Source organism: Duganella phyllosphaerae, assembly GCF_001758785.1.
GTDB classification, from domain to species: domain Bacteria; phylum Pseudomonadota; class Gammaproteobacteria; order Burkholderiales; family Burkholderiaceae_D; genus Rugamonas; species Rugamonas phyllosphaerae.
This window is the reverse complement of record NZ_LROM01000109.1, coordinates 1-26,197: the sequence shown is the minus strand read 5'-3', so window position 1 is coordinate 26,197 and position 26,197 is coordinate 1. Positions and strand designations below refer to the sequence as shown.

Here is a 26,197-nt window from a genome sequence, read left to right as displayed (position 1 = left end):
GGGCAGGGCGGGCCAGGTCGTAAGGCTGTGGTTCATCGGTGCGGCGCGGAGTCGGGTGGGGCACCATTGTAGTGGCAATGGCGTGGACGCGGTACTTGTTACGGTTTTTCCTGGTCCAGCAGCGCCTGGATTTCCGCGCGCTCCTTCTTGCTCACGTGCCCGCCGCGCAGCGCGGCCAGTACCAGCGCCTTGCCCGAGCCGGAAAAGGCCTTCTGGATCAGTTCTTTGAGCAGGTTGGTCTGGATCGCATCCTGCTCCTGCAGTGGCGCGTACACGTGGGCGCGCTGGCTTTCGTCGCGCTTGAGCAGCCCCTTGGTGTGCATCACTTGCAGCAGGCGCAGCACGGTGGCGTAGTTCATGTCGGGCCGGGTGTCGAGCGCGGCAGCGTGGACTTGCTTGGCCGTGGCCGGTCCCAGCGCGAACAGCAGGCGCAGCATCTCCAGCTCGGCAGCGGTGGGTTTGGGTACGGTAGTCATCGATCTAGAATAAAATATCTAGATCGATTTGTCTAGTCCTGTTTAGACTGATCGAGCTCATGCAGTCGCGCAGCGATAGCGGCAAACAAGGGCCGGGCCCCCACCTCGGCCTGGGTGCAGGCAGCGTGCAATGCCGCCAGTTGCGCGCGCAACGCTGGCGGCGCATCGCAACGCTCGAGCAATTCATCGAGCAGCAGGCCGAAAGCACGCACCTCGATCCGCTGCAACGGCATGGCGGCCTGTGAGGCGGGAGCGTAGAAAGCTGCCGCGCCAAAGTCGCTCAGCACGCAGCGTCCATTGTCGTCGTGCAGGATGTTGTGGCCATACAGGTCGCCGTGCAGGATGCCGCGTTGATGCAACTGGGCGGCGGCGGACGCCACGCCGTGGGCGATGGCCAGCATGGCCTGCCAGCCGAAGCGCTTGCCGTCGTCGTAGATGTCGCGCGAGCAGCTGGCAAAACTCGGCGGGCCGGCCAGGTTGACCAGGGTCGGGTCGAGCAGCGCCATCACCAGCCCCTGCGTTTGTTCGGGGTGGCCGGTGATGCGGCCCAGCACCGGGATCAGGTTCGGATGCAGGCCGGCCGCCACGCACGCGGCCATTTCGTTGAGCGGCGAGCCGTCGCTGGTCATCTCGCCCTTATACAGCTTGACCGCGACCGGCGTGCTGCCGCCGTCATGTTGCCAGTCGGCGCGGCGGATCACGCCCGAGGCGCCTTCGCCCAGTCGCTGCTGCAACGTCAACTGGCGCCAGTCGATCAAGCGGGCGGGCGCCGTGCTCATCGCCTGCGCGCGGTCGGCGCCCCACGGGTTGCCGGCGCACGCCAGCCAGGCCAGGCGCGGCAAGGTCGGCAGCCAGGCTGGCAGCGTGTCGAACCCATTGGCCGACAGGCGCAGCAATTCCAGCTGGTGCAGGTTGGCCATGGTGTCCGGCAGGCTCTTCAACCGATTCCCCGCCAGCATCAGCTTTTGCATGGCCGGACGGCGGCCCAGTTCGTCGGGCAGTTGCTCGATGCGGTTGTCAGTCAGTACCAGCCAGCGCAGCGCAGGCGGCAACGCCGAGGCGGGCACAGACTCGATCTGGTTGGCCTTGAAGCCCACCATGGTCAAGGCAGGCATCCGGCCCAGCATGGAGGGCAGTTCGGTAAAGCGGTTGTTGGAGCAGAACAGGATGCGCAGCTTGTGCAGGCGCGGCAGGTCGTCGGGCAGGGCCGAGAGGGCGTTGTCGGTGAGGTCGAGGATTTCCAGCGTGTCGGCCAGGTCGAAGATCTCGCGCGGGAAGTCGGTGAGGCCGCCGCGCAATTGCAGGCGCGTGATGCCCTGCAAAGCGCCGGCGCGCAACTGCTCAAGTGTGTGCATGGGAGTGACGAGAATGCTAAAGCCGGCAGTCTAGCATCTCGTCACGGTCACCTTACCAACTTACCACTTCATTTCGCCCTTGGCGACCTTGGCGCTGGTGTCGAGTGCGGCTTCGAGGCCGGCGGTCGGGTACAGTTGCTTCATGCGCGCGATCAGCGCCGCGCTGTTGGCTGCCTTGGCGGTCTCGGCCTCGAAACGCACCAGGTAGTCGCGCGTAAAATTCACGGCTGCCGGGGTCAGCGGCGCACCCGGCTTGAAGTGGCCCGGCACCACGGTGGACGGTTTCAGCGCGTCGATGCCGGCCAGCGTGGCGAGCCAGTTCTTGCGCGACTCGGCGGTTTGCGTATCGGCCACCCATACGTGCAGGTCGTTGAACACCACCACGCCGCCGACCACGGCCTTGATCGATGGAATCCACACGTAGCTGCGGTCCGGGGTCGGGCCTTTCAAGCCTTCGATTTTCAGGCTCTGGCCTTCCAGCGTGATGGTATCGCCCTTCAATACTTGCGGCACGATCACGGATTTCGGTGCGTTGTCTTTCAGGATCGGGCCCCAGTAGGCGACCTTGGCGTCTTTTTTCTTTTCGATGCCGGCCACGGTTTGCGGTGTGGCGACGATCTTGGCGTCAGGGAATGCAGCGTGGATCACGTCCAGGCCGAAGTAGTAATCGGGATCGCTGTGGCTGATGTACACGGTGGTGAGCTTTTTGCCGCTGGCGCGGATTTTCTCGACCAGCTTTTGGGCTTCGCCGCGCGAGAACTGGGCATCGACCAGCACTGCGTCCTTGTCGCCGGTCACCAGCACCGAGGCAACCGGGAAGATGGCCGCTTCGCCGGGGTTGAATACTTCCAGTTTCAGCGGCGCGGCAAAGGCCGGGGCGATGACGACGGCAGCCAGGGCGGCGGACAATACGGTTTGCTTGATCATGATGGGCTCTGTGTTGGTTGAAGATGTCCCATATTAAATTGATTGATACGGTAGAAAAATCGGGTAATCTCCACATCTTAATTGCACAATTCGGACGAATCATGGATCGCATCACTGCCGCACAGGTGTTTGTCAGCATTGCCGAGCGTGGCAGCATGATCGCGGCGGCCGACGCGCTCGACATGTCGCGCGCCATGGTCACGCGCTACCTGGCGGAAATGGAAGCGTGGGCGGGCGCGCGCCTGCTGCACCGGAGCACGCGCCGCCTGAGCCTGACCGATGCCGGCGACGTCACGCTGGCGCGGTGCCGCGCCATGCTCGAACTGGCTGGCGCCGTGCCGGTGGCGGCCCACGATGTCGAGTCGCCGCAAGGGCTGCTGCGAGTGGCGTGCTCGCAGTCGCTGGCGCAGGCCACGCTGGCGCCCGCGATTACCGCGTTCTTGCGCCAGTATCCGCGCGTGACGGTCGATGTGCAGGTGGACAGCCGCGCCGTCAACCTGGTCGAGCAGAGGATCGACCTGGCGCTGCGCATCACCAATGCACTCGAACCGAACCTGATCGCCCGCACGCTGGCGCAATGCGAGTCGGTCACCTGCGCGTCACCGGCCTACCTGGCTGCGCGCGGCACGCCGCAGCGCCCGCAAGACCTGGGCGGCCACAACTGCCTGACGTACACCTATTTCGGCAAGAGCCTGTGGCATTACACCGATGCGCAAGGCGCGGCGGTGTCGGTGCCGGTGGGCGGCAACCTGTCGGCCAACGAGGATACGGTGTTGTTAAAAGCGGCGGTGGCGGGCGCTGGCGTGGTACTGCAGCCCGTTTATAGCGTGGCAAAGCTGATCGCTGATGGGCACCTGGTGGCGCTGATGCCCGATTACGTGCCGCAAAGCATGGGCATCCACGGAATTTATACTTCCAGGCAACACATGGCGCCGGCCTTGCGCGCCATGCTCGATTTTCTGCTCGATTGGTTTGCCCATGACCCTACATGGTTAAGTGTAAGCAACGTTCGCGGTAAATAGCCGAAAAACCCGTTAAATATAAAACCCGCCGGCTGTCCGGGTAGCAATTATTCGGCATGGGCGCCACTTAAGTGAAAATTAACCCAAGTAAATTTAGGCAGAAATAAATCACAAACGCGAACACAGGCGGTTGTTGCGCTACAATACCGGTGCTATGCTAAGTGGCTGTTTTTAGTGATCGAACAAATTTTAAGCCCTTCCCCACAACTTGATGTGCAATCCGCTAACCGGTCAGGCCGTGTCGCGGAAGGTTAGACTAACCCGCTAATTCCTCGCGAAACGCGAAGAAAGGTGAGCAACAAATGCAACAATCCTCGTCCAATTCCTACCTGTTTGGTGGGAACGCACCGTACGTTGAAGAACTGTACGAAGCGTATCTCAACAATCCAGGCTCCGTACCAGACAACTGGCGCGCCTACTTCGACGCCATGCAGCACGTCCCGGCAGTCGATGGCACCAACAAGCCCGACGTCGCCCATGCTTCCGTCATCGCCTCGTTCGCCGAGCGCGCAAAATCGGGCCCGATCCGCACCGTGGTTGCTTCCGCCGACGCCGAAATGGGTCGCAAGCGTGTTGCTGCAACCCAGCTGATCGCTGCCTACCGCTATCTCGGCTCGCGCTGGGCCAACCTGGACCCGCTGCAGCGCCAGGAACGTCCGTCGATCAACGAACTCGAACCGAGCTTCTACGGCTTCACCGATGCTGACATGGACACCGTGTTCAACATCAGCAACACCTATTTCGGCCCGGAGACCGCGACCCTGCGCGACCTGCTGAACTACCTGCGCGACACCTATACCCGTTCGATCGGCGCAGAGTATATGTACATCTCCGATCCGGCTGAAAAGCGCTGGCTGCAAGAGCGCCTCGAATCGATCCGCTCCACCCCGAATTTCACCGCAGAAAAGAAAAAGCACATCCTCGAGCGCCTCACCGCTGCCGAAGGCCTGGAGCGCTATCTGCACACCAAGTACGTCGGCCAGAAGCGCTTCTCGCTCGAAGGCGGCGAAACCTTCATCGCCTCGATCGATGAAATCATCCAGCGCGCCGGCGAAAAAGGCGTGCAGGAAATCGTTATCGGCATGGCCCACCGTGGCCGCCTGAACGTCCTGGTCAACACCCTGGGCAAGGCGCCGAAAGACCTGTTCGAAGAATTCGAAGGCAAGCACGGCGACGACCTGCCAGCCGGCGACGTCAAGTACCACCAGGGCTTCTCGTCCGACATCTCCACCGCAGGCGGCCCGGTCCACCTGTCGCTGGCGTTCAACCCGTCGCACCTGGAAATCGTCAACCCGGTGGTGGAAGGTTCGGTCAAAGCCCGTATGGATCGCCGTGGCGACCACCTCGGCAAGCAAGTGCTGCCGATCCTGGTGCACGGCGATGCAGCATTCGCCGGCCAGGGCGTGGTCATGGAAACGCTGAATCTGGCGCAAACCCGCGGCTACGGCACCGGCGGTACCGTGCACATCGTCATCAACAACCAGATCGGTTTCACCACCTCCGATCCGCGCGACGCCCGTTCGACCATTTACTGCTCGGACGTGGTCAAGATGATCGAAGCGCCGGTGCTGCACGTGAACGCCGACGATCCTGAAGCCGTGGTGCTGGCCTCGCAAATCGCGATGGACTACCGCCTGCAGTTCCAGAAAGACATCGTTGTCGACATCATCTGCTACCGCAAACTCGGTCACAACGAACAAGACACGCCAGCGCTGACCCAGCCGCTGATGTACAAGAAAATCGGCCAGCACCCAGGCACCCGCAAGCTGTACGCGGACAAACTGGTCGCGCAAACCATCATCGCAGCCGATGGCGGCGAACAGATGCAAGCGGCGTTCCGCGATGCGATGGACGCTGGCAAGCACACCGTCGATCCGGTCATCTCCAACTTCAAGAACAAGTTCGCGGTCGACTGGCTGCCGTTCCTGAACAAGAAATGGACCGACTCGGCCGACACCGCCGTGCCGATGACCGAACTCAAACGCCTGGCCACCCGCATCACCACCGTGCCGGAAGACTTCAAGGTCCACTCGCTGGTTGAAAAAGTACTGGGCGACCGTGGCACCATGGGCCGTGGCGAAATGAACCTCGACTGGGGCATGGGCGAACACCTGGCCTACGCGTCGCTGGTCGCGTCCGGCTACGCGGTGCGCCTGACCGGACAGGATGCCGGCCGCGGTACCTTCGTGCACCGTCACGCCGTACTGCACGACCAGAAGCGCGAGCGCTGGGATTCGGGCACCTACGTGCCACTGCAAAATATCGCCGAAGGCCAGGCGCCGTTTACCGTGATCGACTCGGTGTTGTCCGAAGAGGCTGTGCTGGGCTTCGAATACGGCTACTCGACCGCAGAACCTAATACCCTGACGATCTGGGAAGCCCAGTTCGGCGACTTCGTCAACGGCGCCCAAGTCGTGATCGACCAGTTCATCAGCTCCGGCGAAGTGAAGTGGGGCCGCGCTTCGGGCCTGGTGATGATGCTGCCACACGGCTACGAAGGCCAGGGTCCTGAGCACTCGTCCGCACGTCCGGAACGTTTCCTGCAGCTGTGTGCCGACAACAACATGCAAGTTGTGCAGCCGACCACGGCATCGCAGATCTTCCACGTGCTGCGTCGCCAGATGGTGCGCCAGTTCCGCAAGCCGCTGGTCATCCTCACGCCGAAATCGCTGCTGCGTAACAAGGATGCCGGTTCGCCGCTGACCGATTTGGCCAAGGGCGCTTTCCAGACCGTGATCGGCGAAGTCGACCAGGCCATCGAAGCGGACAAAGTCAAACGCGTGATCGCCTGCTCGGGCAAGGTGTACTACGACCTGATCAACGCACGCAAAACGCGCGGCCAGACCGACACCGCCATCATCCGTGTCGAACAGCTGTATCCGTTCCCGCACAAGGCTTTCGCTGCCGAACTGAAAAAGTTCCCGAAATTGGCCGAAGTGGTGTGGGCGCAGGACGAGCCGCAGAATCAGGGCCCATGGTTCCAGATTCAGCACAACATCTTCGAGAGCATGGACGCCGGCCAGCGCCTGGCCTACGCCGGTCGCCCGGCATCGGCTTCGCCAGCTGTCGGTTACTACGACAAGCACTACGCCCAGCAAAAAGACCTGCTGGAAACGGCGTTCTCGAAGCTCAAGGGCTTCATTCTGACCAAATAATCACCCTTTCTTGACGGAGCGCCGCCAGCTATGCCGGTGGCGCCGCAATAACAAATATACGGAGTTTTTCATGGCACAAATCGAAGTTAAAGTACCCCAATTGTCGGAATCGGTTGCAGAAGCCACCATGCTGACCTGGCATAAAAAAGTCGGCGACGCCGTTGCGCGCGACGAAAACCTGATCGACATCGAAACCGACAAGGTTGTACTGGAACTGCCAGCGCCTGCCGCCGGCGTGCTGATCAAGATCATCAAGGGCGACGGCACCACCGTGGTCGCTGACGAAATCATCGCCGTGATCGACACCGACGGTGTTGCCGCTGCCGCCGCTCCTGTTGCTCCTGCTGCTGCTCCAGCACCAGCCGCCGCGCCAGCCGCTGCCACCGGTGGCAGCAAGGGCGATGTCGCCATGCCAGCCGCTGCAAAAATCCTGTCGGAAAAAGGTCTGAACGCTGGCGACGTCGCCGGTTCGGGCAAAGACGGCCGCGTGACCAAGGGCGACGCCCTGGCCGCATCGGCTACCCCGGCCATCGCGCCGCTGGCCGCTCCTGCTGCCAAGGCATCGCTGCCACAAGTGTCGTCGTCGCCAGCCAGCCTGGGTGACCGTCCTGAAGAGCGCGTGCCGATGAGCCGCCTGCGCGCCCGTATCGCCGAGCGCCTGCTGCAATCGCAATCGACCAACGCCATCCTGACCACGTTCAACGAAGTGAACATGGCGCCTGTGATGGAACTGCGCAACAAGTACAAGGACAAGTTCGAGAAAGAGCACGGCGTCAAGCTGGGCTTCATGTCGTTCTTCGTCAAGGCAGCCGTTGCAGCCCTGAAAAAGTACCCGATCATCAACGCCTCGGTTGACGGCAACGACATCGTGTACCACGGCTACTTCGACATCGGTATCGCGGTCGGTTCGCCACGCGGCCTGGTGGTGCCTATCCTGCGCAATGCCGACCAGATGTCGATCGCTGAAATCGAAAAGAAAATCGGTGAATTCGGCGCCAAGGCCAAAGAAGGCAAGCTGACCCTCGACGACCTGACCGGCGGTACCTTCTCGATCTCGAACGGCGGCACCTTCGGCTCCATGCTGTCGACCCCGATCATCAACCCGCCACAATCGGCCATCCTGGGCGTGCACGCCACCAAGGAACGCGCTGTGGTTGAAAACGGCCAGATCGTGATCCGTCCAATGAACTACCTGGCAATGTCCTACGACCACCGCATCATCGACGGCCGCGAAGCCGTGCTGGGCCTGGTCGCCATGAAAGACGCGCTGGAAGATCCAGCCCGCCTGCTGCTGGACCTGTAAGGTATCGGCTTGTAATGCGGCAGTTCGCCAGACCACCCCGGTAGTTCGGGGTCGGACCCCGACGGGGTCCGACCCCAGGCTTCGAGGGGTTCAACACCAAAGGTAACAGATGAGCATCGCGGAAGAAATCCAGCGCCTGCACGACCTGCATAAAGCTGGCGCCTTGACCGAGGACGAGTTTGCCGAAGCCAAGATGCGCCTGCTCAGCCAGGAAGCGCACCGCCCGCGCGAAGACAACGTGGGCAGCCTGCGCCGCTCGCGCAGCGATCGCTGGCTCGGTGGCGTTTGTGGCGGCCTGGGCCGCATCTCCGGCATCGAGTCGTGGATCTGGCGCGTGCTGCTGGTACTGCTGGTGCTGACCTTTGGCTTTGGCCTGGCGATTTACATTCTGTTGTGGATCTTCGTTCCAGAAGAAGAAACTGATTGGACATATAAAAATGAGTAAACAATTTGACGTAGTAGTCATCGGCGCCGGTCCTGGCGGTTATATCGCTGCCATCCGCGCTGCACAACTGGGTTTTTCGGTCGCTTGCGTCGATGCCTGGGAAAACGAAAAAGGCGGTCCTGCGCCTGGCGGCACCTGCACCAACGTCGGTTGCATCCCGTCCAAGGCACTGCTGCAATCGTCCGAGCACTTCGAGCACGCCGGTCACGCGTTCAAGGAACATGGCATCGATGTTGCCGGTCTGTCGCTGAACCTGGGCCAGATGCTCAAGCGCAAAGATGGCGTGGTCAAGCAGAACAACGACGGCATCCTGTACCTGTTCAAGAAAAACAAGGTGACCTTCTTCCACGGCCGCGCAGCGTTCGCCGGCGCCGCCGGTGCCGATGGCTACCCGCTGGCCATCACCGGCCCGGCCAATGAAACCATCACCGGCAAGCAAGTCATCATCGCCACCGGCTCCAACGCCCGTCAATTGCCAGGCGCAGAGTTCGACGAGAAACTGATCCTGTCGAACACCGGTGCACTGGCCATCGAAGGCGTACCAGCCAAGCTGGGCGTGATCGGCGCCGGCGTGATCGGCCTGGAAATGGGTTCGGTATGGCGTCGCCTGGGTTCGGACGTGACCGTGCTGGAAGGCCTGCCGGTCTTCCTGGGCGCCGTGGACGAGCAGATCGCCAAGGAAGCCAACAAGCTGTTCACCAAGCAAGGCCTGAAGATCAACCTGGGCTGCAAGATCGGCGCCATCACCAAGGGCGACAACAGCGTGTCGGTGGCGTACGAAAACGCCAAGGGCGAAGCCATCACCGCCGAGTTCGACAAGCTGATCATCTCGATCGGCCGTACCCCGAACACCAACGGCCTGGGCGCTGACCAGGTTGGCCTGGCGCTGGACGAGCGCGGCTTCATCGCCGTGGACGACGACTGCAAAACCAACCTGCCAGGCGTGTGGGCAGTGGGCGACGTGGTGCGCGGCCCGATGCTGGCGCACAAAGCCGAAGAAGAAGGCGTTGCCGTGGCCGAGCGTATGGCAGGCCAGCACGGTCACACCAACTTCAACACGATTCCGTGGGTGATCTACACCTCGCCGGAAATCGCCTGGGTCGGCCGCACCGAGCAGCAACTGAAGGCTGACGGCGTCGCTTACAAAGCCGGCACCTTCCCGTTCCTGGCCAACGGCCGCGCACGTGCGCTGGGCGACACGTCGGGCATGGTCAAGTTCCTGGCCGACGCGACCACCGACGAAATTTTGGGCGTGCACATCATCGGCCCAATGGCCTCCGAGCTGATCTCGGAAGCCGTGGTGGCGATGGAGTTCAAGGCTTCGGCCGAAGACATCGCCCGCATCTGCCACGCGCACCCGTCGCTGTCGGAAGCGACCAAGGAAGCGGCACTGGCAATCGACAAGCGTACCTTGAACTTCTAATAAATAGTCACTAGCGGACTGCGGCGGACTGCGGTCCGCCTTTTTTTTGCATACTGCGCACAAGCGAACCCATGAACGTCGAAGAGTTTTACCAGAAGGCGCTGCTCGAGCGCGATTTCAAGGCCGATGCCGCCCAGCGCCGCGCGGTCGACCGCCTCCAGCAATGCTATGACGACTGGGTCCATTACAAGGCCCAGCGCTCGAGCACCTTCAAGCGCCTGATCAACCGGCCGCAAGTGCCCAAGGGCGTGTACATGTGGGGTGGGGTAGGGCGCGGCAAGTCCTTCCTGATGGACAGTTTTTACTCGGTGGTGCCGGTGGTGCGCAAGACGCGCCTGCACTTCCACGAATTCATGCGCGGCGTGCATCGGCAGCTCGACGAACTGCGCGGCGTGGCCGATCCGCTCGACGAGGTGGCCAAGCGCATCGCCAAGAAATACCGGCTGATCTGCTTCGACGAGTTCCACATCTCGGACGTGGCCGACGCCATGATCATGTACAACCTGTTGAAGGCGCTGTTCGACAACGGCGTGTCGTTCATCATGACGTCCAACTACGATCCGCAGCTGCTGTACCCGGACGGCCTGCACCGCGACCGCATCTTGCCCACTATCGACCTGCTGTACGAAAAGCTCGACGTGATGAATATCGACGCCGGCATCGACTACCGCAGCCGTGCGCTCGAGCAGGTGCAGTCGTACTACACGCCGCTGGGCGCCGCCGCCGACAAGGCCCTGCGCGACGCTTACACGCGCCTGGCCGAAAGCGCCGATGACGACCCGGTCGTGCGCATCGAGGCGCGCGAGATCCGCGCGCTGCGCCGCACCGGTTCGCTGATCTGGTTCGATTTTCACACGCTGTGCGGCGGCCCCCGCTCGCAGAACGATTACCTGGAAATCGCCAGCCGCTTCCACACCGTGATATTGTCGGAAATCCCGCAAATGTCGGCGTCGATGTCATCGGAGGCGCGCCGCTTCACTTGGCTGATCGACGTGTTCTACGACCAGGGCGTAAAATTGCTGATGTCGGCCGAGGTCGAGCCGGAAGAGTTATATACGACCGGTACCCTGGCCAACGAATTCCACCGCACCGTCTCGCGCATCGTGGAAATGCAATCGCAGGAATACATGGACCGCGAGCAGCGCGCTGCCGCCGGCTCGCTGGCGTAGTAACAGGAAAAGTATGAGCATGAATCTGAAAATCATGATGGCTGTCGTGATGGCAATGACCGCAATGGCCGTCCGGGCCGAGACCCGGGACCCGGTCCCGGTCGTCACGCCCACGCAATCGGTGGCCCAGGCCGACGCCACGCTCGAGCGGGTCGCGCGCGACCGCGCGGTGGTGGCCGATACCTTCGCTGCCGAAGAGGCCGTGTGCAACGACAAGTTCTTTGTCAACAATTGCATGGACAAGGCCAAGGAAAAACGCCGCATGGCGCTGGCGCAGCTGCGTGCCGAGGAAGTGGAAGCCGAGCATTTCAAGCGTGCCGACTCGGTGGCCAAGCGCGACGCCGAGCTGTCTGAGCGCGCCCGCAAGGATGCCGAGGAGTTCTCGCGGCGCGAAGCTGCGCCGCCCAAGCCGGCCCGCACCGAAGAGGATCTGGCCCAGCCGGCCGCGCCCAGGGGCGGCAAAAGCGTGGCCGAACGCGAAGCCGAGCACGCGCAGCGCCTGCGCCGCGACGCTGCCAAGTCCGCGTCCGAAGTGGACAAGCGCGCCGCCAACGTGGCCGCCTACGAGAAGCGCCAGGCCGATGCCGTGCGGCGCCAGGAGCAGGTGGCCAAGCGCGTGGCAGAGCGCCGGGCCAAGGCCGAGGCCCGTGCGGCCGACGAGAAGAAGAAGGCCGATGCTGCCGCAGCTGCTGCCGCTGCGGCAGCGGCCAAAAAGCAATAAGGTTGTTGGCGCGGCCCCGGTAGATTAAACTGTGCACCGTGCCGTATCCCGTGAACCCTCCAGTGACTGAGAAACATGACTGATGTACAAGATATCCAGCGTCGTCTGATTGAACTCGACGTCGAACACCGCGACCTGGACGCGGTCATCGACATGCTCACGCTGGACGGCCACCACGACCAGCTGCAATTGCGCCGCCTCAAAAAGCGCAAGCTGCAGCTGAAAGATCATATTACTTTGCTGAAAATGCAACTCGTACCCGACGTTCCTGCCTGAACCTCGACCCTCAACTAAGCACACATTGACCGAAGCCCTGCCCACGCCAGCTGGTTCGCCCGCGCCGGCCAGCCGTCCCATCCTCAAGCGTCCCGTTGAGCCAGCAGCCGAGACGCCAGGCACCGGCGTGCCTGGTGCACCCGCTGCACCTGCCGTCCCAGCTGTCATAGGCGCCACCCCCGAACACGCCCCCGGCATCCACGATGCCGAAGTCGAACAGCTGTTCGGCGCCGGCGGTCCGCTGGGACCGGCCGTGGGCGACTTCCGTCCGCGCCGCTCGCAAACCGAGATGGCCAAGGCCGTGGCCGACGCCATTGCCAACCAGACCACCCTGATCGCCGAGGCCGGTACCGGCACCGGTAAAACCTTCGCCTACCTGGTGCCGGCGCTGCTGTGGGGCGGCAAGACCATCGTTTCGACCGGTACCAAGAACCTGCAGGACCAGCTGTTTTTACGTGACATTCCGAACGTCCGTGCAGCCTTGAAGGCGCCGGTCTCGATCGCGCTGCTCAAGGGCCGCTCGAACTACGTGTGCCACTATCACCTGGAACGCACGCTGCAAAACGGCCGCATGACCTCGCGCGACGACGTCGGCCACCTGCGCGAAATTTCGCGGTTCCTCAAGATGACCAGTTCCGGCGACAAGGCCGAGCTGGCGCGCGTGCCCGAGAACGCGCTGGTCTGGAACCTGGTCACTTCCACCCGCGAAAACTGCATGGGCCAGGAGTGCCAGTACTACCAGGACTGCTTCGTAATGAAAGCCCGCAAGGAAGCCCAGCAGGCCGACGTGGTGGTGGTCAACCACCACCTGTTCTTTGCCGACGTGGCCCTGAAGGATTCCGGCGTGGCCGAGCTGCTGCCATCGGCCAACACCATCATCTTCGACGAAGCGCACCAGCTGCCCGATACCGCCACCTTGTTCTTCGGCGACACTTTCTCGACCTCGCACATCCTCGAGCTGTGTCGTGACGTACTTGCCGAAGGCCTGTCCAACGCCCGCGACGGCGCCGACTGGGGCAAGACGGTCACGGTCGTGGAAAAGGCCGCGCGCGATTTGCGCCTGACCTTCCCGCAAGACATCGTGCGACTATCGCTGCCGCAAATCGCGCCATCGAGCGAGTTCTTCCCGGCCCTGCAACACCTGAAGGACGAACTGGACGGCATGCTGGCCGTGCTGGAAACCCAGGCCATGCGCGCCGAAACGCTGGAGCAATGCCGCCAGCGCGGCCTCGAGCTGGCGGAAAAACTGGCCGCCTGGAAGTTCGACCCCAAGGCCAAGGTGAACAAGGGCGAGGAAGCCGTGTACTGGGTGGAAGCCTACGCCTCGTCGCTGCAACTGCATAAAACCCCGCTGTCGATCGCGCCGATCTTTTCCGGCCAGCGCGAAGGCGTACCGCGCAGCTGGATTTTCACGTCGGCCACCTTGGCCGTCAAAAACGATTTCAGCCACTTTTCGGAACAGATGGGGCTGGCCGACGAGCCATCGCGCACATGGCCCAGCCCGTTCAATTACGAAGAGCAGGGCATCTTGTACGTGCCGCAGGGCTTGCCGGATCCCAATTCCATGGGTTATACGGACGCCGTGCTGGACCTGGCTTTGCCGATCATCGAGGCCGCCGGCGGCAAGACTTTCCTGCTGTGCACCACCTTGCGCGCCGTGAAACGCGCGGCCGAGCGCCTGCGCGACGAGTTCGAGAAGCGCGGCTTGCCGTACCCGCTGTTCATCCAGGGCGACCGTGGCCGTACCGAATTGCTCGACCAGTTCCGCAAGGCCGGCAATGGCGTGCTGGTTGGCAGCCAGAGTTTCTGGGAGGGCGTCGATGTGCGCGGCGACGCCTTGTCGCTGGTGATCATCGACAAGCTGCCGTTCGCGCCGCCCGATGATCCGGTGCTGGCCGCCCGCATCGAGGTGATGGAAAAGCAGGGCAAGAACGGCTTCATGCACCACACTTTGCCCGAGGCGATCATCAACCTCAAGCAGGGCGCCGGCCGGCTCATCCGCGACGTCAACGACAAGGGCGTGCTGATGCTGTGCGACCCGCGCGTGATCTCCAAGCCGTATGGCCGCCGCATCTGGCAAAGCTTGCCGTCCTTCAAGCGCACACGCGAAGCGACGGAAGTGCTGGAATTTTTCAAAAAGCTCAACCAGCCCCCTGCCGAAACATCGTAACTTCCGGTTTTTCCTGTCGGGTGCGCTGTCCGGTGCGCCCGCTTTCCTTTCTTTCCGTTCATACCTTTCCGTGCCTCATTCTCGTGATAAATAAGCTAAATATTGGCGTGTAGCCGCCATTTTCAGGCTTGATTCCGTTTGTGCCAGCGCAAAGTCACTGTCGAGTGGATGTTTAGAGTTGGTTAAATGCTGCTGCCTTGTGGAGCAGGAACGGAGGATGTCATGACGATCCGCCACGGTTGTTTTTTCAGCTATGCCCACGGCAAGCACGCGCACATGAAGAAGTTCAAGGACGACCTGGTCGAGGCCATGAAGTGCTATCTGGAGCCGCACTTCGACAACGAGGAGGAGTTGTTTGTCGACAGCGAACAGCTGGGCGGCGGCGACGACCTCGATGGCAGGATTGCGCGCGCGCTGTGCGAGAGCGTGTGCATGATCCTCATTTATACGCCCAAGTACGAAGCCCATGCCTACACCCGGCGCGAGTTTGCTGCGATGCAATTGATCGAGGCCGAGCGGCGCCAGTGGTACGACCTGCCCAGTCACCTGATCATCCCGGTCATCATGACGCGCCACCCCTTCAACCTGCCGCCGCAGATTTCCGGTCCCGGCATGTATGTCGATTTTTCCACTTACACCCTGGCCAGCGGCGATCTCAAAAACAACCCCGACTACCTGCCGGAAATTGCCAGGATCGTCGATCGCATCGCCGCGCACTACCATCATCTGAAGCGCTGCACACCGCCGGGGCATGACTGTGGTCGTTTTGTCATGCCGGACATCCCACCGGAATGGCGCGCCATTCCGCCGCCACATTTCCCTCGTTAGGGTTTAAAAAAGGGTTTGCCATGGAAAACGTTTCCTTGTCCTTGCCGCCGCTCAGTGAGAGCGGTGAAGTTGTCACTTTCTACTCGTACAAGGGCGGCACCGGGCGCACCATGGCCCTGTCCAACCTGGCGGTGCTGCTGGCCCGCCAGCACAACTCGACGTCGCCGGTACTGATGATCGACTGGGACATGGAGGCGCCAGGCCTGCACCATTACTTCGACCTGCACGAAGAGCGGCCCGGCGTGCTCGAGCTGTTTGAAGCCTGCCGCGAGCAGCTGGGGCGGCGCCACCGCAGCGCCGGCACCGATGCCGCGACCGACAGCGCGGCGCCCGAAGGCGAAGCGCTGGCCAACGAAGTGCTGGCGGCGGTCGGCTGGCAGCAATACGTCAGCCGGGTGGACCAGAGCAGCCAGTTGTACCTGATGCGCTCCGGCCGCTTCGACGACACCTACGGCGAACGGCTGGCCGCCATGCACTGGGACGACCTGTTCGACAGTTGCCCGGCGCTGTTCCGCTGCTTTGCAGATCTCATGGCGCGCCATTTCCGCTACGTGCTGGTCGATTCGCGCACGGGCCGCACCGACAGCGCCGGCATCTGCACCACGCTGTTGCCGCGCAAGCTGGTGGTGGTGTTTACTCCCAACCGCCAGAGCCTGGAGGGAGTCGAGGCGCTGGTGTCACGCGCAGCCGCCTATCGCAGCAGCCACGAGGACGAGCAGCGCCCCTTATTGGTGTACCCGCTGCCGTCGCGCATCGAAATGGGCGACAGCACCCAGCGCGCGCAGTGGCGGCGCGGCGCCCCCGAGCAACACATCATCGGTTACCAGCCCATCTTCGAGCGCCTGATGCGCGACTGCTACGGCTTGCCGCACGTCTCGCTCGATTCGTATTTCGACGAAGTGCAGTTGCAGCAGACCCGCACCTTCGCCTACGGCGAGCAACTGGCGGTGCGCATGGACCAGGGCGGCGACCGCTTTTCGCTCACCCGCACCTTCGAAGCGTTTCTCGACTGGCTGGGTCCCGGCTATTTCCCCTGGCAATCGGCGCGCGAAATCCACCTGCTGTCCGCCGTGGCCGACACCCGCCACGCCCTCGAGCAGGGCGGCGGCGAGGCCGGCATCGGCGCCCGGGCGCTGTCGCAGCCGCTGGCGCGCGACCTCAACCTGCTGGGCGAGATGTACCGGCAGGAAGGGCGGCTGCGCCAGGCCGCCGCCTGCTTCGAAGAAAGCCTGGCGCTGCGCCAGCGTTCCATGGGCGACGACCACCTCGACACGCTAACCAGCAAGAGCAACCTGGCCGGTGTATTGCGCATGCAAGGCCAGCTCGACGAAGCGCAATTCCTGGAGGAGGGCGTGATCGCCGCGCGTGAGCGCATGCTGGGGCCGGAACACCTCGACACCCTGGCCGCGCGCGCCAACCTGGCCGCCACGCTGGCCCAGCAGCACCGTACCGCGGAAGCGCTCAACATCCAGGACAGCGTGCTCGATGCCTACTTGCGCCGGCTGGGCCCCGAACACCTGCTCACCCTGGCCTGCCAGGCCGCGCGCGCCGAACTGCTGTTCCAGCGCGGCGATATCGACCATGCGCGCCAGGCCCAGGAACAAGTGCTGGCCGCGCGCAAGCGCACGCTAGGCGCCGAACATGCCGACACCCTGCGCAGCAAGACCGCGCTGGCGCGTACGCTGGTGGTGGCGCGCGACCTGGATGGCGCCCGCCGCCTGCTCGACGCGGTGTTTCGGGCGCAAGCGGGCCGGCTGGGCGCCGAGCATCCGGATACCCGCCGCACGCAGGCGCTGCTCGATGGCGTGGCGCAGCAGGCGGCGGCGCTGCCGGGCGCGGCAACATCGCCGGAATTGCACCAGGATGCGGCGATGGACGATTATGGCGATGCATTGGCGCGGCCGTTCCACTTGCGCGCGCTGACCCCGCACACCCTGGCAGGGTCCGACCCGGTACGGGGCCTGACCCCGGGCGGTATGGCCTACGTTGCGCACAAGGCTGGGTAGGGCAAAGCAAGTATTTGTTGCTCGCATGGTGGGCAAGATGCGCAGCAATGGCGTTGCTTCAGGTAAAATCTACGCCATGAGAATCCTGATCAGCAATGACGACGGCTACCTGGCGCCGGGCATCAACGCCCTGGCCAAGGCTTTGGCGCCGGTGGCCGATATCGTGGTGGTGGCGCCCGACAGCAACCGCTCCGGGGCGTCCAACTCCCTGTCGCTGGACCGGCCGTTGTCGGTCCAGCGCGCCGACAACGGTTTTTATTTCATCAACGGCACACCGACCGACTGCGTCCACATCGCCCTGACCGGCATCCTCGATTACCGGCCCGACCTGGTAGTCTCCGGCATCAACAACGGCCCCAACATGGGCGATGACACGCTGTACTCCGGCACCGTGGCGGCCGCTACCGAAGGTTATCTGTTCGGCATCCCGGCCATGGCGTTCTCGCAAGGCTCGTGGGGCTGGGAGCATATCGACGACGCTGCCTTGCATGCACGCGATATCGTGATGCGGTACTTCGAGACCCTGCCGCGCCCGTATCTGCTCAACGTCAATATTCCGAATTTGCCTTACGGCCAACTGGGCCAGGTGGCTCCCACCAGGCTCGGCCGTCGCCACCAGGCCGAACCCGTGATACGCTCGCAGGATCCGCGCGGCCGCGAAATCTTCTGGATCGGCCCGCCGGGCGCGTGCAAGGACGCGGGCGAGGGCACCGATTTTCATGCCGTCTCCCAGGGCAAGACGTCGATCACGCCGCTGCAAATCGACCTGACCCACAAAACGCAACTCGCCGCACTCGAAAAAGGCCTGGCATGAGCGACAAACCCCGCAGCTTTCCTTTGCCTCTATCGTCCGTGGTTGACAAGGGCGCCAGGAAGGCGCCGGTGTTTGCCCCCGTGGCCACCCCCCAGACCGCTACCCAGAATGCCGCCCGCCACGTGCCGGTGCCGGGCCAGCATCGTCCCGCCGCCGTGGCCATGCCCTCGAAGTCGCATGGCTATGCCCAGGAACGGGCGCAACCGGTAGTCAGCCGCGACCGGCCGCTGGTGTCCGATGCGATCCGCCACGCCATGGCGCAGCGCGTGGCCAAGCAGGGCGTGCGCGACCAGGTCGTGCTGAACGCGCTGGCCACCGTGCCGCGCCACATGTTCATGGACCAGGGGCTGGTGTCGCAAGCGTATATCGACGCGTCGCTGCCGATCGGTCACCAGCAAACCATCTCGCAGCCGTACATCGTCGCGCGCATGATCGAGGTGCTGCGCAATGGTGGCCAGCTCAAGCGCGTGTTGGAGATCGGCACCGGTTGTGGCTACCAGGCAGCAGTGCTGGCATGCGTGGCGCACGAGGTATTTTCGATCGAGCGCATCAAGCCTTTGCACGAACTGGCCAAGAACAACCTGCGCCCCCTGCGCGTGCCGAATCTACGCTTGCATTACGGAGATGGTATGCTTGGGCTCCCGCAAGCGGCGCCGTTCGATGGCATCATCCTCGCTGCTGCCGGTTTGCAGGTGCCGCAGCCCTTGCTCGACCAGCTTGCCGTGGGCGGCCGACTGGTCGCGCCGGTGGGCGACAGGACGCAGCAACTGGTGCTGATCACACGCACCGGCAAAGCGGAATGGACCAGCGAAACGCTGGAGGATTGCCATTTTGTGCCGCTGCGTGCGGGCACCGTATGACGATCCGGCCGCTGCAACACTACTGAATTTAAGATGAGAATGACTAATAAAAGCAATCTGCTCGTATTGAGCCTGGCGCTGGCGTTCCTGAGCGCTTGCAGCACCGCCCCGAGTCAAGCCCCCGTCATCGACCGTCCCGTCGCACGGCCGGCCGTCAAGCCAGCCACGCCGAGCCAGACCGCGCAAGTGTCGCGCGACGAGCGCGGCCTGTACACGGTCAAGCGGGGCGACACCCTGATCCGCATCGCGCTCGAATACGGCCAGAACTACCGCGACCTGGTCACCTGGAACAACCTCAACGATCCCAACGACATCAAGGTGGACCAGGTGCTGCGCGTGCTGCCACCCGAATCCGGCGCCGGCAACGGTGCATCCAACGGCAATGGCGTGGAAACCGCCGCCATCGTCATGCCCCCGAGCGACAAGGCCACCGCGCCGGCTGCGGTCGCGCGCAAGACCGGGCCGAAGGGCGAGAAGCGTCCGTACACCGACGCTACCCTGGCCGAACTGCAACGCCCTGACGGCGACGCCCCGGCAGCGGCGGCCACCAGGCCTGCAACGGCTATCCCTCCGGCCGCCGCCAGCACGACAACTACCACCACGCCGCCAGCCGCACGTCCTCCGGTGGCTGCCGCAGCGCCGGGCTTGACCGCCGAGGATGAAAAACTTTCCTGGATGTGGCCGGCCGAAGGGCGCGTGGTCGCCACCTTCGACGAAGGTAAAAACAAGGGCGTGGACATCGCCGGCAAGGCCGGCCAGCACGTGGTGGCGGCCGGGGCCGGAAAAGTCATGTTTGCCGGCAGCGGCATCCGTGGTTATGGTAATCTCGTGATTGTGAAGCACAGTAATACGCTGTTGTCCGCCTACGCGCACAACCGCGCCATCCTGGTCAAGGAAGGGCAAAGCGTGACCAAGGGACAGTTGATCGCCGAGATGGGCGACTCCGATACCGACTCGGTCAAGCTGCACTTCGAGATCCGCCAGCAGGGTAAGCCGGTGGATCCGTCGAAGTTCCTGCCGCCCCGCTGACCGTCGTCCGACCAGTGTTGAAATGATCCGAGCCGAGCCATGACAAACACGCCCCACGATCCGCTCGATGACGACGTCCCGGAAGATTTTCAGGGCGACGATGACGCCGATGAGGAAGACGTCGCGGAAGATGGGGGTGCAGTTGGCGGCACCGTGCTCGAGCCGGTCGACGAACTGAAAAAAGTGCTGGCGGCGGAACTGTCCACCGACACCACCCAGCACTACCTGAACCAGATCGGCACCCGGCCGCTGCTCACCGCGCCGCAGGAAGTGCACTATGCCACCCTGGCCAAGGCTGGCGATTTTTCCGCCCGGCAGACCATGATCGAGCACAATCTGCGGCTGGTGGTGTCGATCGCCAAACACTACATCAATCGCGGCGTGGTGCTGCTCGACCTGATCGAAGAAGGCAACATCGGCCTGATGCGCGCCATCGACAAGTTCGAACCGGCGCGCGGCTTCCGTTTTTCCACCTACGCCACCTGGTGGATACGCCAGAGCATCGAGCGCGCCATCATGAACCAGGCCCGTACGGTGCGCCTGCCGGTGCACATGGTGCGCGAACTGAACCAGATCCTGCGTGGCAAATACCACCTCGAAGCGCAGCAGCACGACGGCAAGGACGCCACCGCCGAGGACATCGCCGCGCTGGTTGGCCGCCCGGTGGAAGAGGTGCAGGACATCCTCGCCTTGTCCGAACACGCCACCTCGCTCGACGCACCGCTCGACAACGACCCGCAATCGTCGCTGATGGACCTGCTGCCCGGCGACAGCGACGACAGTCCCGACGCCCGCGCCGAACACCACGAAATGACGGTGCTGATGCGCGACTGGCTGACCAAGCTGCCCGATAAACAGCGCATCGTCATCATGCGCCGTTTCGGTCTGGACAACGACGATCCGGCCACGCTGGAAACCCTGGCCGAGGAAATGGGCGTGACCCGCGAGCGCGTGCGCCAGATCCAGCAGGAAGCCCTGATCAAGCTCAAACGGGCGATGGCGGCGCGCGGCGTGGTCCGCGATTCGCTGCTGTAGTTCACCCTTCTGCTATCATATCGGCCCTGTGCCATCACCGCCCCCGGCGTGCCCGGACGGGCCGGCGTTCCTCTACCTATTAGAATTTTATGCAAGATACCATTCTCGAGATTAAATCGCTCAGCATGGACGCCAACGGCGTCGGCCACCTGGAAAACGAAGACGGTTCGCAAGGCAAGGTGGTGTTTGTCGAGGGAGCGCTGCCCGGTGAAAGCGTGAGCTTCACGACCTTCAAGAAAAAGAAGAACTGGGAAATGGCCCGCATGACCACGCTGCACCGCGAATCGTCGATGCGCGTGCAGCCGAAGTGCCCGCACTTCAATATGTGCGGCGGCTGCTCGATGCAGCACCTGGAACCGACCGCGCAGGTGGCGATCAAGCAGCGCGTGCTCGAAGATAACCTGTGGCACATCGGCAAAGTCAAACCGCTGACCGTGATGCGGCCGATGTACGGCCCCACCTGGGAATACCGCTACCGCGCGCGCTTGTCGGTGCGCCACGTGGTCAAGAAAGACACGGTGCTGGTCGGCTTCCACGAAAAGCATTCGGCCTTTGTGGCCGATATCCAGAGCTGCGAGATTTTGCCGCGCCATGTCTCCGACCTGCTGCTGCCGTTGCGCGCGCTGATCGGTTCGCTGTCGCTGTACAACCAGATCCCGCAGATTGAAGTGGCGATCGGCGAGGGCGTCACCGCCCTGGTGCTACGCATCATGGCGCCATTGAGCGCCGACGATGAAGTCAAGGTCAAGGCGTTCGCCGACCAGCACGGCATCCAGTTCTGGCTGCAGACCAAGGGCCCGGAAACCGCCGCGCCGTACTACCCGCTGGGCCCGGACCTGCACTACCTGTTGCCGGAATTCGGCATCAAGATGCCGTTCAAGCCGGTGGACTTCACCCAGGTCAACCACTACATCAACCGCGTGCTCGTCGCCAAGGCATTGCGCCTGCTGGACGTGCAGCCGCAAGACCGCGTGGCCGACCTGTTCTGCGGCCTCGGCAACTTCACCCTGCCGCTGGCCACCCAGGCGCGCGAAGTGGTTGGCATCGAAGGCAGCACCACCTTGTCCGAGCGCGCGCTCGACAACGCCAAGGCCAACGGGCTGTCCGACAAGACCACGTTCTACACCCGCAACCTGTTCCTGGTCACGGCAGAGCACCTGGTCGAACTGGGCAAGTTCGACCGCATGCTGATCGATCCGCCGCGCGACGGCGCCGCTGCATTGTGCGAAGCTCTGGTGGAACTGCGCCAGACCCGCGCCGACCTGCTGCCGCGACGGCTGGTCTATGTGTCGTGCAGCCCGTCCACCCTGGCGCGCGACGCCGGCATCCTGGTCGGCGCCGGCTATGTGCTCGACAAGGCAGGCGTGGTCAACATGTTCCCGCATACCTCGCACGTGGAGTCGATGGCGGTATTTAATCTCGCTTCGTAAATGTAATTGACTTTGACAGGAGCGTTTGCAACACTGGGCTGACTACTTCAGCACTGGAGCTTGCATGCGTTCCCTGTTTCGCTTCCTCGGCGTCGCCGCCTTCTGCGGCTTGCCGCTCGTCTCCTTCGCGCAAACCACCGTCACCGCATTTTCTCCCACTGGCACCGTCAAGGGCGTGCGCCAGGTGACTGCGCGTTTCAGCGGCCAGATGGTGCCGCTCGGTGACATGCGCCTGGGCGATCCGTTCGCCGTCGATTGCGCCGAACCGGGCAACGGCCGCTGGATCGACGGCAGCAACTGGAGCTACGACTTCGAGCGCGATCTGCCGGCCGGTGTGGCGTGCAGCTTCACGGTCAAGGAAGAGACGCGCGACCTGGCCGGCCAGCCGGTCACCGGCGAGCGCCGCTTCGGTTTCGATACCGGCGGCCCGGCCGTGGCGCAGATGCTGCCGTACGAAGGGTCGCAAATCGACGAGCGGCAGATTTTCGTGCTCGGCCTCGACGCGCCCGCGCGCGACGCCACCGTGGCGCAGCACGCGTGGTGCCGCGCCGAGGGCATCAACGAAAAGATCGGCGTGCGCATCCTGGCCGGCGCCGAGCGCGAACAGATACTGGCGCTGCGCAAGGATTTCACCAGGCGCTACCTGTTGCTGTATTTTAAGGCGCGCGGCGTGGTGTGGCATGCCGACATGGCGGTGAAGGATAAACGCCTGGAACGCTTGCCGCTGGTGGTGCTGCTATGCCAGCGGCCCTTGCCGGCCAAGGCGAAAATGTCGCTGGTGTGGGGCGCTGGCATGGCTGCCGCCAACGGCATCGCCACGCGCCAGGACCAGGTGCTGGCATTTAGCGTCCGGCCCGACTTCACCGCCAGATTCACCTGCGAGCGGCTTGCGCCCAAGGCTGGGTGCCTGCCGTTTCTGCCCACCCGGGTCTCCTTTTCGGCGCCGGTACGGCGCACCGATGCGCTGGCCGCCACGCTCACCGGCCCCGGCGGCAAGGTCTTCAAGGCGGTGGCGGAAAAATACCAGGCCAAGGCCGACTACGTGGACCACATCAGCTTTGTCGGCCCGCTGCCGGCGAGCAGCAGCTTGCGCCTGGCGCTGCCCGCCGGCTTGAAGGACGACGCCGGCCGTGCGCTGCTCAACGCCGCGCGCTTTCCGATGACGGTCAACACGGACGCCCAGCCGCCGCTGGTGAAATTCCCGGCGCGCTTCGGCATTATCGAGGCGCAGGGCGACAAGCTGCTGCCGGTCACCGTGCGCAACGTCGAGGCGGCGCTGGCCGCCAGGCTGGCTGCGGTCGATATCGAAGGTGCGTCGCTGCGCGTGAACGAAGGCGCCACCGACGAGCAGCAGGACCGGCAGATCGTGCGCTGGCTCGGGCGCATGAGTGGCAACGGCGGCTGGGAGCCACGCGAACTGTACGGCGATCAGATGTACCAGCAACTGCTGGCCGGCTTCGAAGTCAAGGACGGCAGCGCCGACCGCGTGCAGCGCTTTACCATGCCCAAGCCGGGCGGCCGCCAGCAGTTCGAGGTGGTGGGCATCCCCCTGAAAAAGCCGGGCTTCTACGTAGTGGAACTGGCCAGCCCGCGCCTCGGCCAGGCTTTGTCGGGCAAGCGCCAGACCGCGTACGTCAGTTCGGCTGCGCTGGTGACCAACCTGGTGGCCCACTTCAAACGCGGCGCGCAGTCGTCGCTGGTGTGGGTGACGTCGCTCGACAAAGGACTGCCAGTACCTGGCGCCAAGGTGGCCGTGCGCGATTGCGCCGGCAAGCTGCTGTGGCAGGGCGGCACCAACAACGACGGCGTGGCCAATATCGCCCGGGAGTTGGCGGAACCGGTGTGCCAGGGTCGCGAAGGCCTGTTCGTCAGCGCACGCCACGGCGCCGACATGACGTTCACCTTGTCGAAATGGGATCGCGGCATCGAGAGCTGGCGCTTCAACCTGCCCACCGAAGACACCGGCGCCGATAACGTCATCGCCAACACGGTGTTCGACCGCACCCTGCTGCGCGCCGGCGAGACGGTGCACATGAAGCACTTCCAGCGTCGCAAGGTCATGCACGGTTTTGCGCTCGAGCCGAACAAGTCGCTGCCAGCCAGCATGTTCGTGATCCACGAGGGCAGCGACCAGCGCTACGAGCTGCCGCTGGTGTGGCGCACCAACGGCAGCGCCGCCAACAACTGGACCATCCCGCTCGACGCGCGCCAGGGCTGGTACCAGGTGCTGGTGGGCGGCCGCGTGGCCGGCCGCTTCCGCGTCGAGCAGTTCCGTGTGCCGACCATGAAGGCGCTGCTGCAGGGGCCGAAGGCGCCGGCGGTGCAAGTAGCCGCGCTCGACCTCGACGTGCAACTGAGCTACCTGTCCGGCGGCGGCGCCGGCGACGCGCCGGTGCAGCTGCGCACCATGGTGCAGGACAAGGCGGTGAGCTTCGACGATTATGGCGACTTCACCTTCAGTAATGGTGACGTAAAGGTGGGCGTGGAACGCAAAGGCGGCGCGTTTAACGATGACGAGGGCGTATTCGACGACGGTGAAGCCGAAGCGAGCACCGGTGCTGTCGGCGGTGCGGTGCGCACCCGCAATCTCACGCTGGACAAGGCCGGCGGTGCGCGCGTGACCATCGACCAGCTGCCGGCAGTGACGGTGCCGCGCGAACTGGCGGCCGAGCTGTCGTACCAGGACGCCAACGGCGAAACCCTGTCGGCCGCCACCCGCGTGAACCTGTGGCCGGCGGCCGTGGTGGTGGGCATTGCGCCCGACAACTGGGTGCTCAGCCGTGACGCCCTGAAATTCCAGGTGGTGGTGCTCGACCTGCAAGGCAAGCCGGTGCCTGACGCCCCGGTCTCCGTGGACTTCTTCCAGCGCGAGTCGACCTCGCACCGGCGCCGCCTGGTGGGCGGCTTCTACGCGTACGAGAGCAGCAGCGAAGTCAAGGCACTGGGCCGCGCCTGCGCGGGGCGTACCGACGCCAAGGGCCTGCTGCTATGCCAGGTCAAGGCGCCCGCAGCGGGCAACCTGATCCTGCGGGCGCAAACGCAGGATGCGCAGCAGCGCGTGGCCACCGCCCACCGCGAAACCTGGGTGGCCGACGGCAACGACTGGTGGTTCGAGGCCACCGACAACGACCGCATCGACCTGCTGCCCGATCACAAACGCTACGAGCCGGGACAGAGCGCCAGCTTCCAGGTACGGATGCCGTTCCGCGAGGCGACCGCCCTGGTGACGGTGGAGCGCGAGGGCGTGATCGACAGTTATGTGCGGCCGTTGTCGGGCAGCGCGCCGGTGTTCACGGTGCCGATCAAGGCCGGCTATGCGCCCAATGTGTACGTGTCGGCGCTGGTGGTGCGCGGCCGCGTGGCCGGCGTGCAGCCGACCGCGCTGGTGGACCTGGGCAAGCCCGCCTACAAGCTCGGGATCGCGCCGGTGCGGGTGGGCTGGGCCGCCAACGAACTGAAAGTGCGGGTCGATACCGACCGGCAGGTGTACAAGGTGCGCGACAGGGCCAAGGTCAGGGTGCGGGTCACGCGCGCCGACGGCTCGGCGCCGCCGGCTGGCGCCGAAGTGGCGCTGGCGGCAGTGGACGTGGGGCTGCTGGAGCTGATGCCCAACACCAGCTGGAACCTGCTCGAGGCCATGATGCAGCAACGCGCATTGCAAGTGCAGACGGCCACCGCGCAAATGCAGGTGGTGGGCAAGCGCCACTTCGGCCGCAAGGCGGTGGCGGCCGGCGGTGGCGGCGGGAAGGGGGG

20 protein-coding genes are annotated in these 26,197 nt (G+C 63.9%); 17 read left to right on the top strand and 3 right to left on the bottom strand.

The window, feature by feature from the left end; translation table 11 throughout:
• Positions 1 to 98: 98 nt before the first annotated feature.
• From DUPY_RS19765 to DUPY_RS19755, 3 genes are read right to left on the bottom strand one after another with little or no spacing between them, the layout of a single operon-like run.
• Entirely contained in the window at positions 99 to 476 is a 378-nt protein-coding gene (locus DUPY_RS19765; RefSeq protein WP_070250358.1) for a BlaI/MecI/CopY family transcriptional regulator, read from the bottom strand.
• Between the two features lie 32 nt (positions 477 to 508).
• The gene (locus DUPY_RS19760; RefSeq protein WP_070250356.1) at positions 509 to 1,831 is read right to left on the bottom strand and encodes a leucine-rich repeat-containing protein kinase family protein; all 1,323 of its coding nucleotides are present in this window, start codon (positions 1,829 to 1,831) and stop codon (positions 509 to 511) included.
• Between the two features lie 60 nt (positions 1,832 to 1,891).
• Positions 1,892 to 2,758 carry an MBL fold metallo-hydrolase gene (locus tag DUPY_RS19755; RefSeq protein WP_070250354.1) on the bottom strand — a complete coding sequence of 289 codons (867 nt, stop codon included), beginning with the start codon at positions 2,756 to 2,758 and terminating at the stop codon, positions 1,892 to 1,894.
• Between the two features lie 101 nt (positions 2,759 to 2,859).
• Between DUPY_RS19755 and DUPY_RS19750 the strand changes: the two genes are divergently transcribed.
• The 17 genes from DUPY_RS19750 to DUPY_RS19670 form a co-directional block, all read left to right on the top strand.
• Positions 2,860 to 3,780 carry a LysR family transcriptional regulator gene (locus DUPY_RS19750; protein ID WP_070250352.1) on the top strand — a complete coding sequence of 307 codons (921 nt, stop codon included), beginning with the start codon at positions 2,860 to 2,862 and terminating at the stop codon, positions 3,778 to 3,780.
• Positions 3,781 to 4,082: 302 nt separating this feature from the next.
• Complete coding sequence (locus DUPY_RS19745; protein WP_070250349.1) at positions 4,083 to 6,935, top strand: 2-oxoglutarate dehydrogenase E1 component; 2,853 nt, start codon at positions 4,083 to 4,085, stop codon at positions 6,933 to 6,935.
• Between the two features lie 70 nt (positions 6,936 to 7,005).
• Positions 7,006 to 8,238 carry a 2-oxoglutarate dehydrogenase complex dihydrolipoyllysine-residue succinyltransferase gene (gene odhB, locus DUPY_RS19740; RefSeq protein ID WP_070250347.1) on the top strand — a complete coding sequence of 411 codons (1,233 nt, stop codon included), beginning with the start codon at positions 7,006 to 7,008 and terminating at the stop codon, positions 8,236 to 8,238.
• A gap of 109 nt (positions 8,239 to 8,347) precedes the next feature.
• Positions 8,348 to 8,683, top strand: coding sequence for a PspC domain-containing protein (locus DUPY_RS19735; RefSeq protein ID WP_070250345.1), 336 nt, complete (start codon positions 8,348 to 8,350; stop codon positions 8,681 to 8,683).
• Entirely contained in the window at positions 8,676 to 10,106 is a 1,431-nt protein-coding gene (lpdA, locus tag DUPY_RS19730; RefSeq protein ID WP_070250343.1) for a dihydrolipoyl dehydrogenase, read from the top strand. The genes DUPY_RS19735 and lpdA overlap by 8 nt, the downstream gene beginning before the upstream one ends.
• Positions 10,107 to 10,177: 71 nt before the next feature.
• On the top strand, positions 10,178 to 11,275 hold the full coding sequence (gene zapE / locus DUPY_RS19725) for a cell division protein ZapE (RefSeq protein WP_070250340.1): 1,098 nt from the start codon (positions 10,178 to 10,180) through the stop codon (positions 11,273 to 11,275).
• Between the two features lie 19 nt (positions 11,276 to 11,294).
• Positions 11,295 to 11,996 carry a hypothetical protein gene (locus tag DUPY_RS19720; RefSeq protein ID WP_229255435.1) on the top strand — a complete coding sequence of 234 codons (702 nt, stop codon included), beginning with the start codon at positions 11,295 to 11,297 and terminating at the stop codon, positions 11,994 to 11,996.
• Positions 11,997 to 12,071: 75 nt separating this feature from the next.
• Positions 12,072 to 12,272, top strand: a complete 201-nt coding sequence (locus DUPY_RS19715) for a YdcH family protein (RefSeq protein ID WP_008450659.1) — start codon at positions 12,072 to 12,074, stop codon at positions 12,270 to 12,272.
• A gap of 25 nt (positions 12,273 to 12,297) precedes the next feature.
• Positions 12,298 to 14,442 carry a DNA repair helicase YoaA gene (gene yoaA, locus DUPY_RS19710; protein ID WP_503826036.1) on the top strand — a complete coding sequence of 715 codons (2,145 nt, stop codon included), beginning with the start codon at positions 12,298 to 12,300 and terminating at the stop codon, positions 14,440 to 14,442.
• Positions 14,443 to 14,664: 222 nt separating this feature from the next.
• A complete protein-coding gene (locus DUPY_RS19705) occupies positions 14,665 to 15,270 on the top strand; it encodes a toll/interleukin-1 receptor domain-containing protein (protein WP_070250336.1) in 606 nt (201 codons plus the stop codon).
• A 20-nt stretch (positions 15,271 to 15,290) separates the two neighbouring features.
• Positions 15,291 to 17,276, top strand: a complete 1,986-nt coding sequence (locus DUPY_RS19700) for a KGGVGR-motif variant AAA ATPase (RefSeq protein ID WP_070250334.1) — start codon at positions 15,291 to 15,293, stop codon at positions 17,274 to 17,276.
• Between the two features lie 76 nt (positions 17,277 to 17,352).
• Positions 17,353 to 18,090 carry a 5'/3'-nucleotidase SurE gene (surE, locus tag DUPY_RS19695; RefSeq protein ID WP_070250360.1) on the top strand — a complete coding sequence of 246 codons (738 nt, stop codon included), beginning with the start codon at positions 17,353 to 17,355 and terminating at the stop codon, positions 18,088 to 18,090.
• Positions 18,087 to 18,950: a protein-L-isoaspartate(D-aspartate) O-methyltransferase gene (locus DUPY_RS19690; protein ID WP_070250333.1), complete on the top strand. Its 864-nt coding sequence runs from the start codon at positions 18,087 to 18,089 to the stop codon at positions 18,948 to 18,950. Before surE ends, DUPY_RS19690 begins: the two co-directional genes overlap by 4 nt.
• 39 nt (positions 18,951 to 18,989) lie before the next feature.
• Positions 18,990 to 19,979 carry a peptidoglycan DD-metalloendopeptidase family protein gene (locus DUPY_RS19685; protein WP_070250331.1) on the top strand — a complete coding sequence of 330 codons (990 nt, stop codon included), beginning with the start codon at positions 18,990 to 18,992 and terminating at the stop codon, positions 19,977 to 19,979.
• A 39-nt stretch (positions 19,980 to 20,018) separates the two neighbouring features.
• Entirely contained in the window at positions 20,019 to 21,014 is a 996-nt protein-coding gene (gene rpoS, locus DUPY_RS19680) for an RNA polymerase sigma factor RpoS (RefSeq protein ID WP_070250329.1), read from the top strand.
• Between the two features lie 89 nt (positions 21,015 to 21,103).
• Complete coding sequence (gene rlmD / locus DUPY_RS19675; RefSeq protein ID WP_070250327.1) at positions 21,104 to 22,444, top strand: 23S rRNA (uracil(1939)-C(5))-methyltransferase RlmD; 1,341 nt, start codon at positions 21,104 to 21,106, stop codon at positions 22,442 to 22,444.
• A 64-nt stretch (positions 22,445 to 22,508) separates the two neighbouring features.
• Positions 22,509 to 26,197 (top strand): MG2 domain-containing protein (locus DUPY_RS19670; protein ID WP_267875830.1); only part of this gene is annotated, 3,689 nt, incomplete at its 3' end.

What these genes read in the sequence shown, in the direction of transcription:
- DUPY_RS19765 (WP_070250358.1), bottom strand. Translation starts at nt 476, where the DNA reads ATGACTACCGTACCCAAACCCACCGCTGCCGAGCTGGAGATGCTGCGC.
- DUPY_RS19760 (WP_070250356.1), bottom strand. Translation starts at nt 1,831, where the DNA reads ATGCACACACTTGAGCAGTTGCGCGCCGGCGCTTTGCAGGGCATCACG.
- DUPY_RS19755 (WP_070250354.1), bottom strand. Translation starts at nt 2,758, where the DNA reads ATGATCAAGCAAACCGTATTGTCCGCCGCCCTGGCTGCCGTCGTCATC.
- DUPY_RS19750 (WP_070250352.1), top strand. Translation starts at nt 2,860, where the DNA reads ATGGATCGCATCACTGCCGCACAGGTGTTTGTCAGCATTGCCGAGCGT.
- DUPY_RS19745 (WP_070250349.1), top strand. Translation starts at nt 4,083, where the DNA reads ATGCAACAATCCTCGTCCAATTCCTACCTGTTTGGTGGGAACGCACCG.
- odhB (WP_070250347.1), top strand. Translation starts at nt 7,006, where the DNA reads ATGGCACAAATCGAAGTTAAAGTACCCCAATTGTCGGAATCGGTTGCA.
- DUPY_RS19735 (WP_070250345.1), top strand. Translation starts at nt 8,348, where the DNA reads ATGAGCATCGCGGAAGAAATCCAGCGCCTGCACGACCTGCATAAAGCT.
- lpdA (WP_070250343.1), top strand. Translation starts at nt 8,676, where the DNA reads ATGAGTAAACAATTTGACGTAGTAGTCATCGGCGCCGGTCCTGGCGGT.
- zapE (WP_070250340.1), top strand. Translation starts at nt 10,178, where the DNA reads ATGAACGTCGAAGAGTTTTACCAGAAGGCGCTGCTCGAGCGCGATTTC.
- DUPY_RS19720 (WP_229255435.1), top strand. Translation starts at nt 11,295, where the DNA reads ATGAATCTGAAAATCATGATGGCTGTCGTGATGGCAATGACCGCAATG.
- DUPY_RS19715 (WP_008450659.1), top strand. Translation starts at nt 12,072, where the DNA reads ATGACTGATGTACAAGATATCCAGCGTCGTCTGATTGAACTCGACGTC.
- DUPY_RS19705 (WP_070250336.1), top strand. Translation starts at nt 14,665, where the DNA reads ATGACGATCCGCCACGGTTGTTTTTTCAGCTATGCCCACGGCAAGCAC.
- DUPY_RS19700 (WP_070250334.1), top strand. Translation starts at nt 15,291, where the DNA reads ATGGAAAACGTTTCCTTGTCCTTGCCGCCGCTCAGTGAGAGCGGTGAA.
- surE (WP_070250360.1), top strand. Translation starts at nt 17,353, where the DNA reads ATGAGAATCCTGATCAGCAATGACGACGGCTACCTGGCGCCGGGCATC.
- DUPY_RS19690 (WP_070250333.1), top strand. Translation starts at nt 18,087, where the DNA reads ATGAGCGACAAACCCCGCAGCTTTCCTTTGCCTCTATCGTCCGTGGTT.
- DUPY_RS19685 (WP_070250331.1), top strand. Translation starts at nt 18,990, where the DNA reads ATGACTAATAAAAGCAATCTGCTCGTATTGAGCCTGGCGCTGGCGTTC.
- rpoS (WP_070250329.1), top strand. Translation starts at nt 20,019, where the DNA reads ATGACAAACACGCCCCACGATCCGCTCGATGACGACGTCCCGGAAGAT.
- rlmD (WP_070250327.1), top strand. Translation starts at nt 21,104, where the DNA reads ATGCAAGATACCATTCTCGAGATTAAATCGCTCAGCATGGACGCCAAC.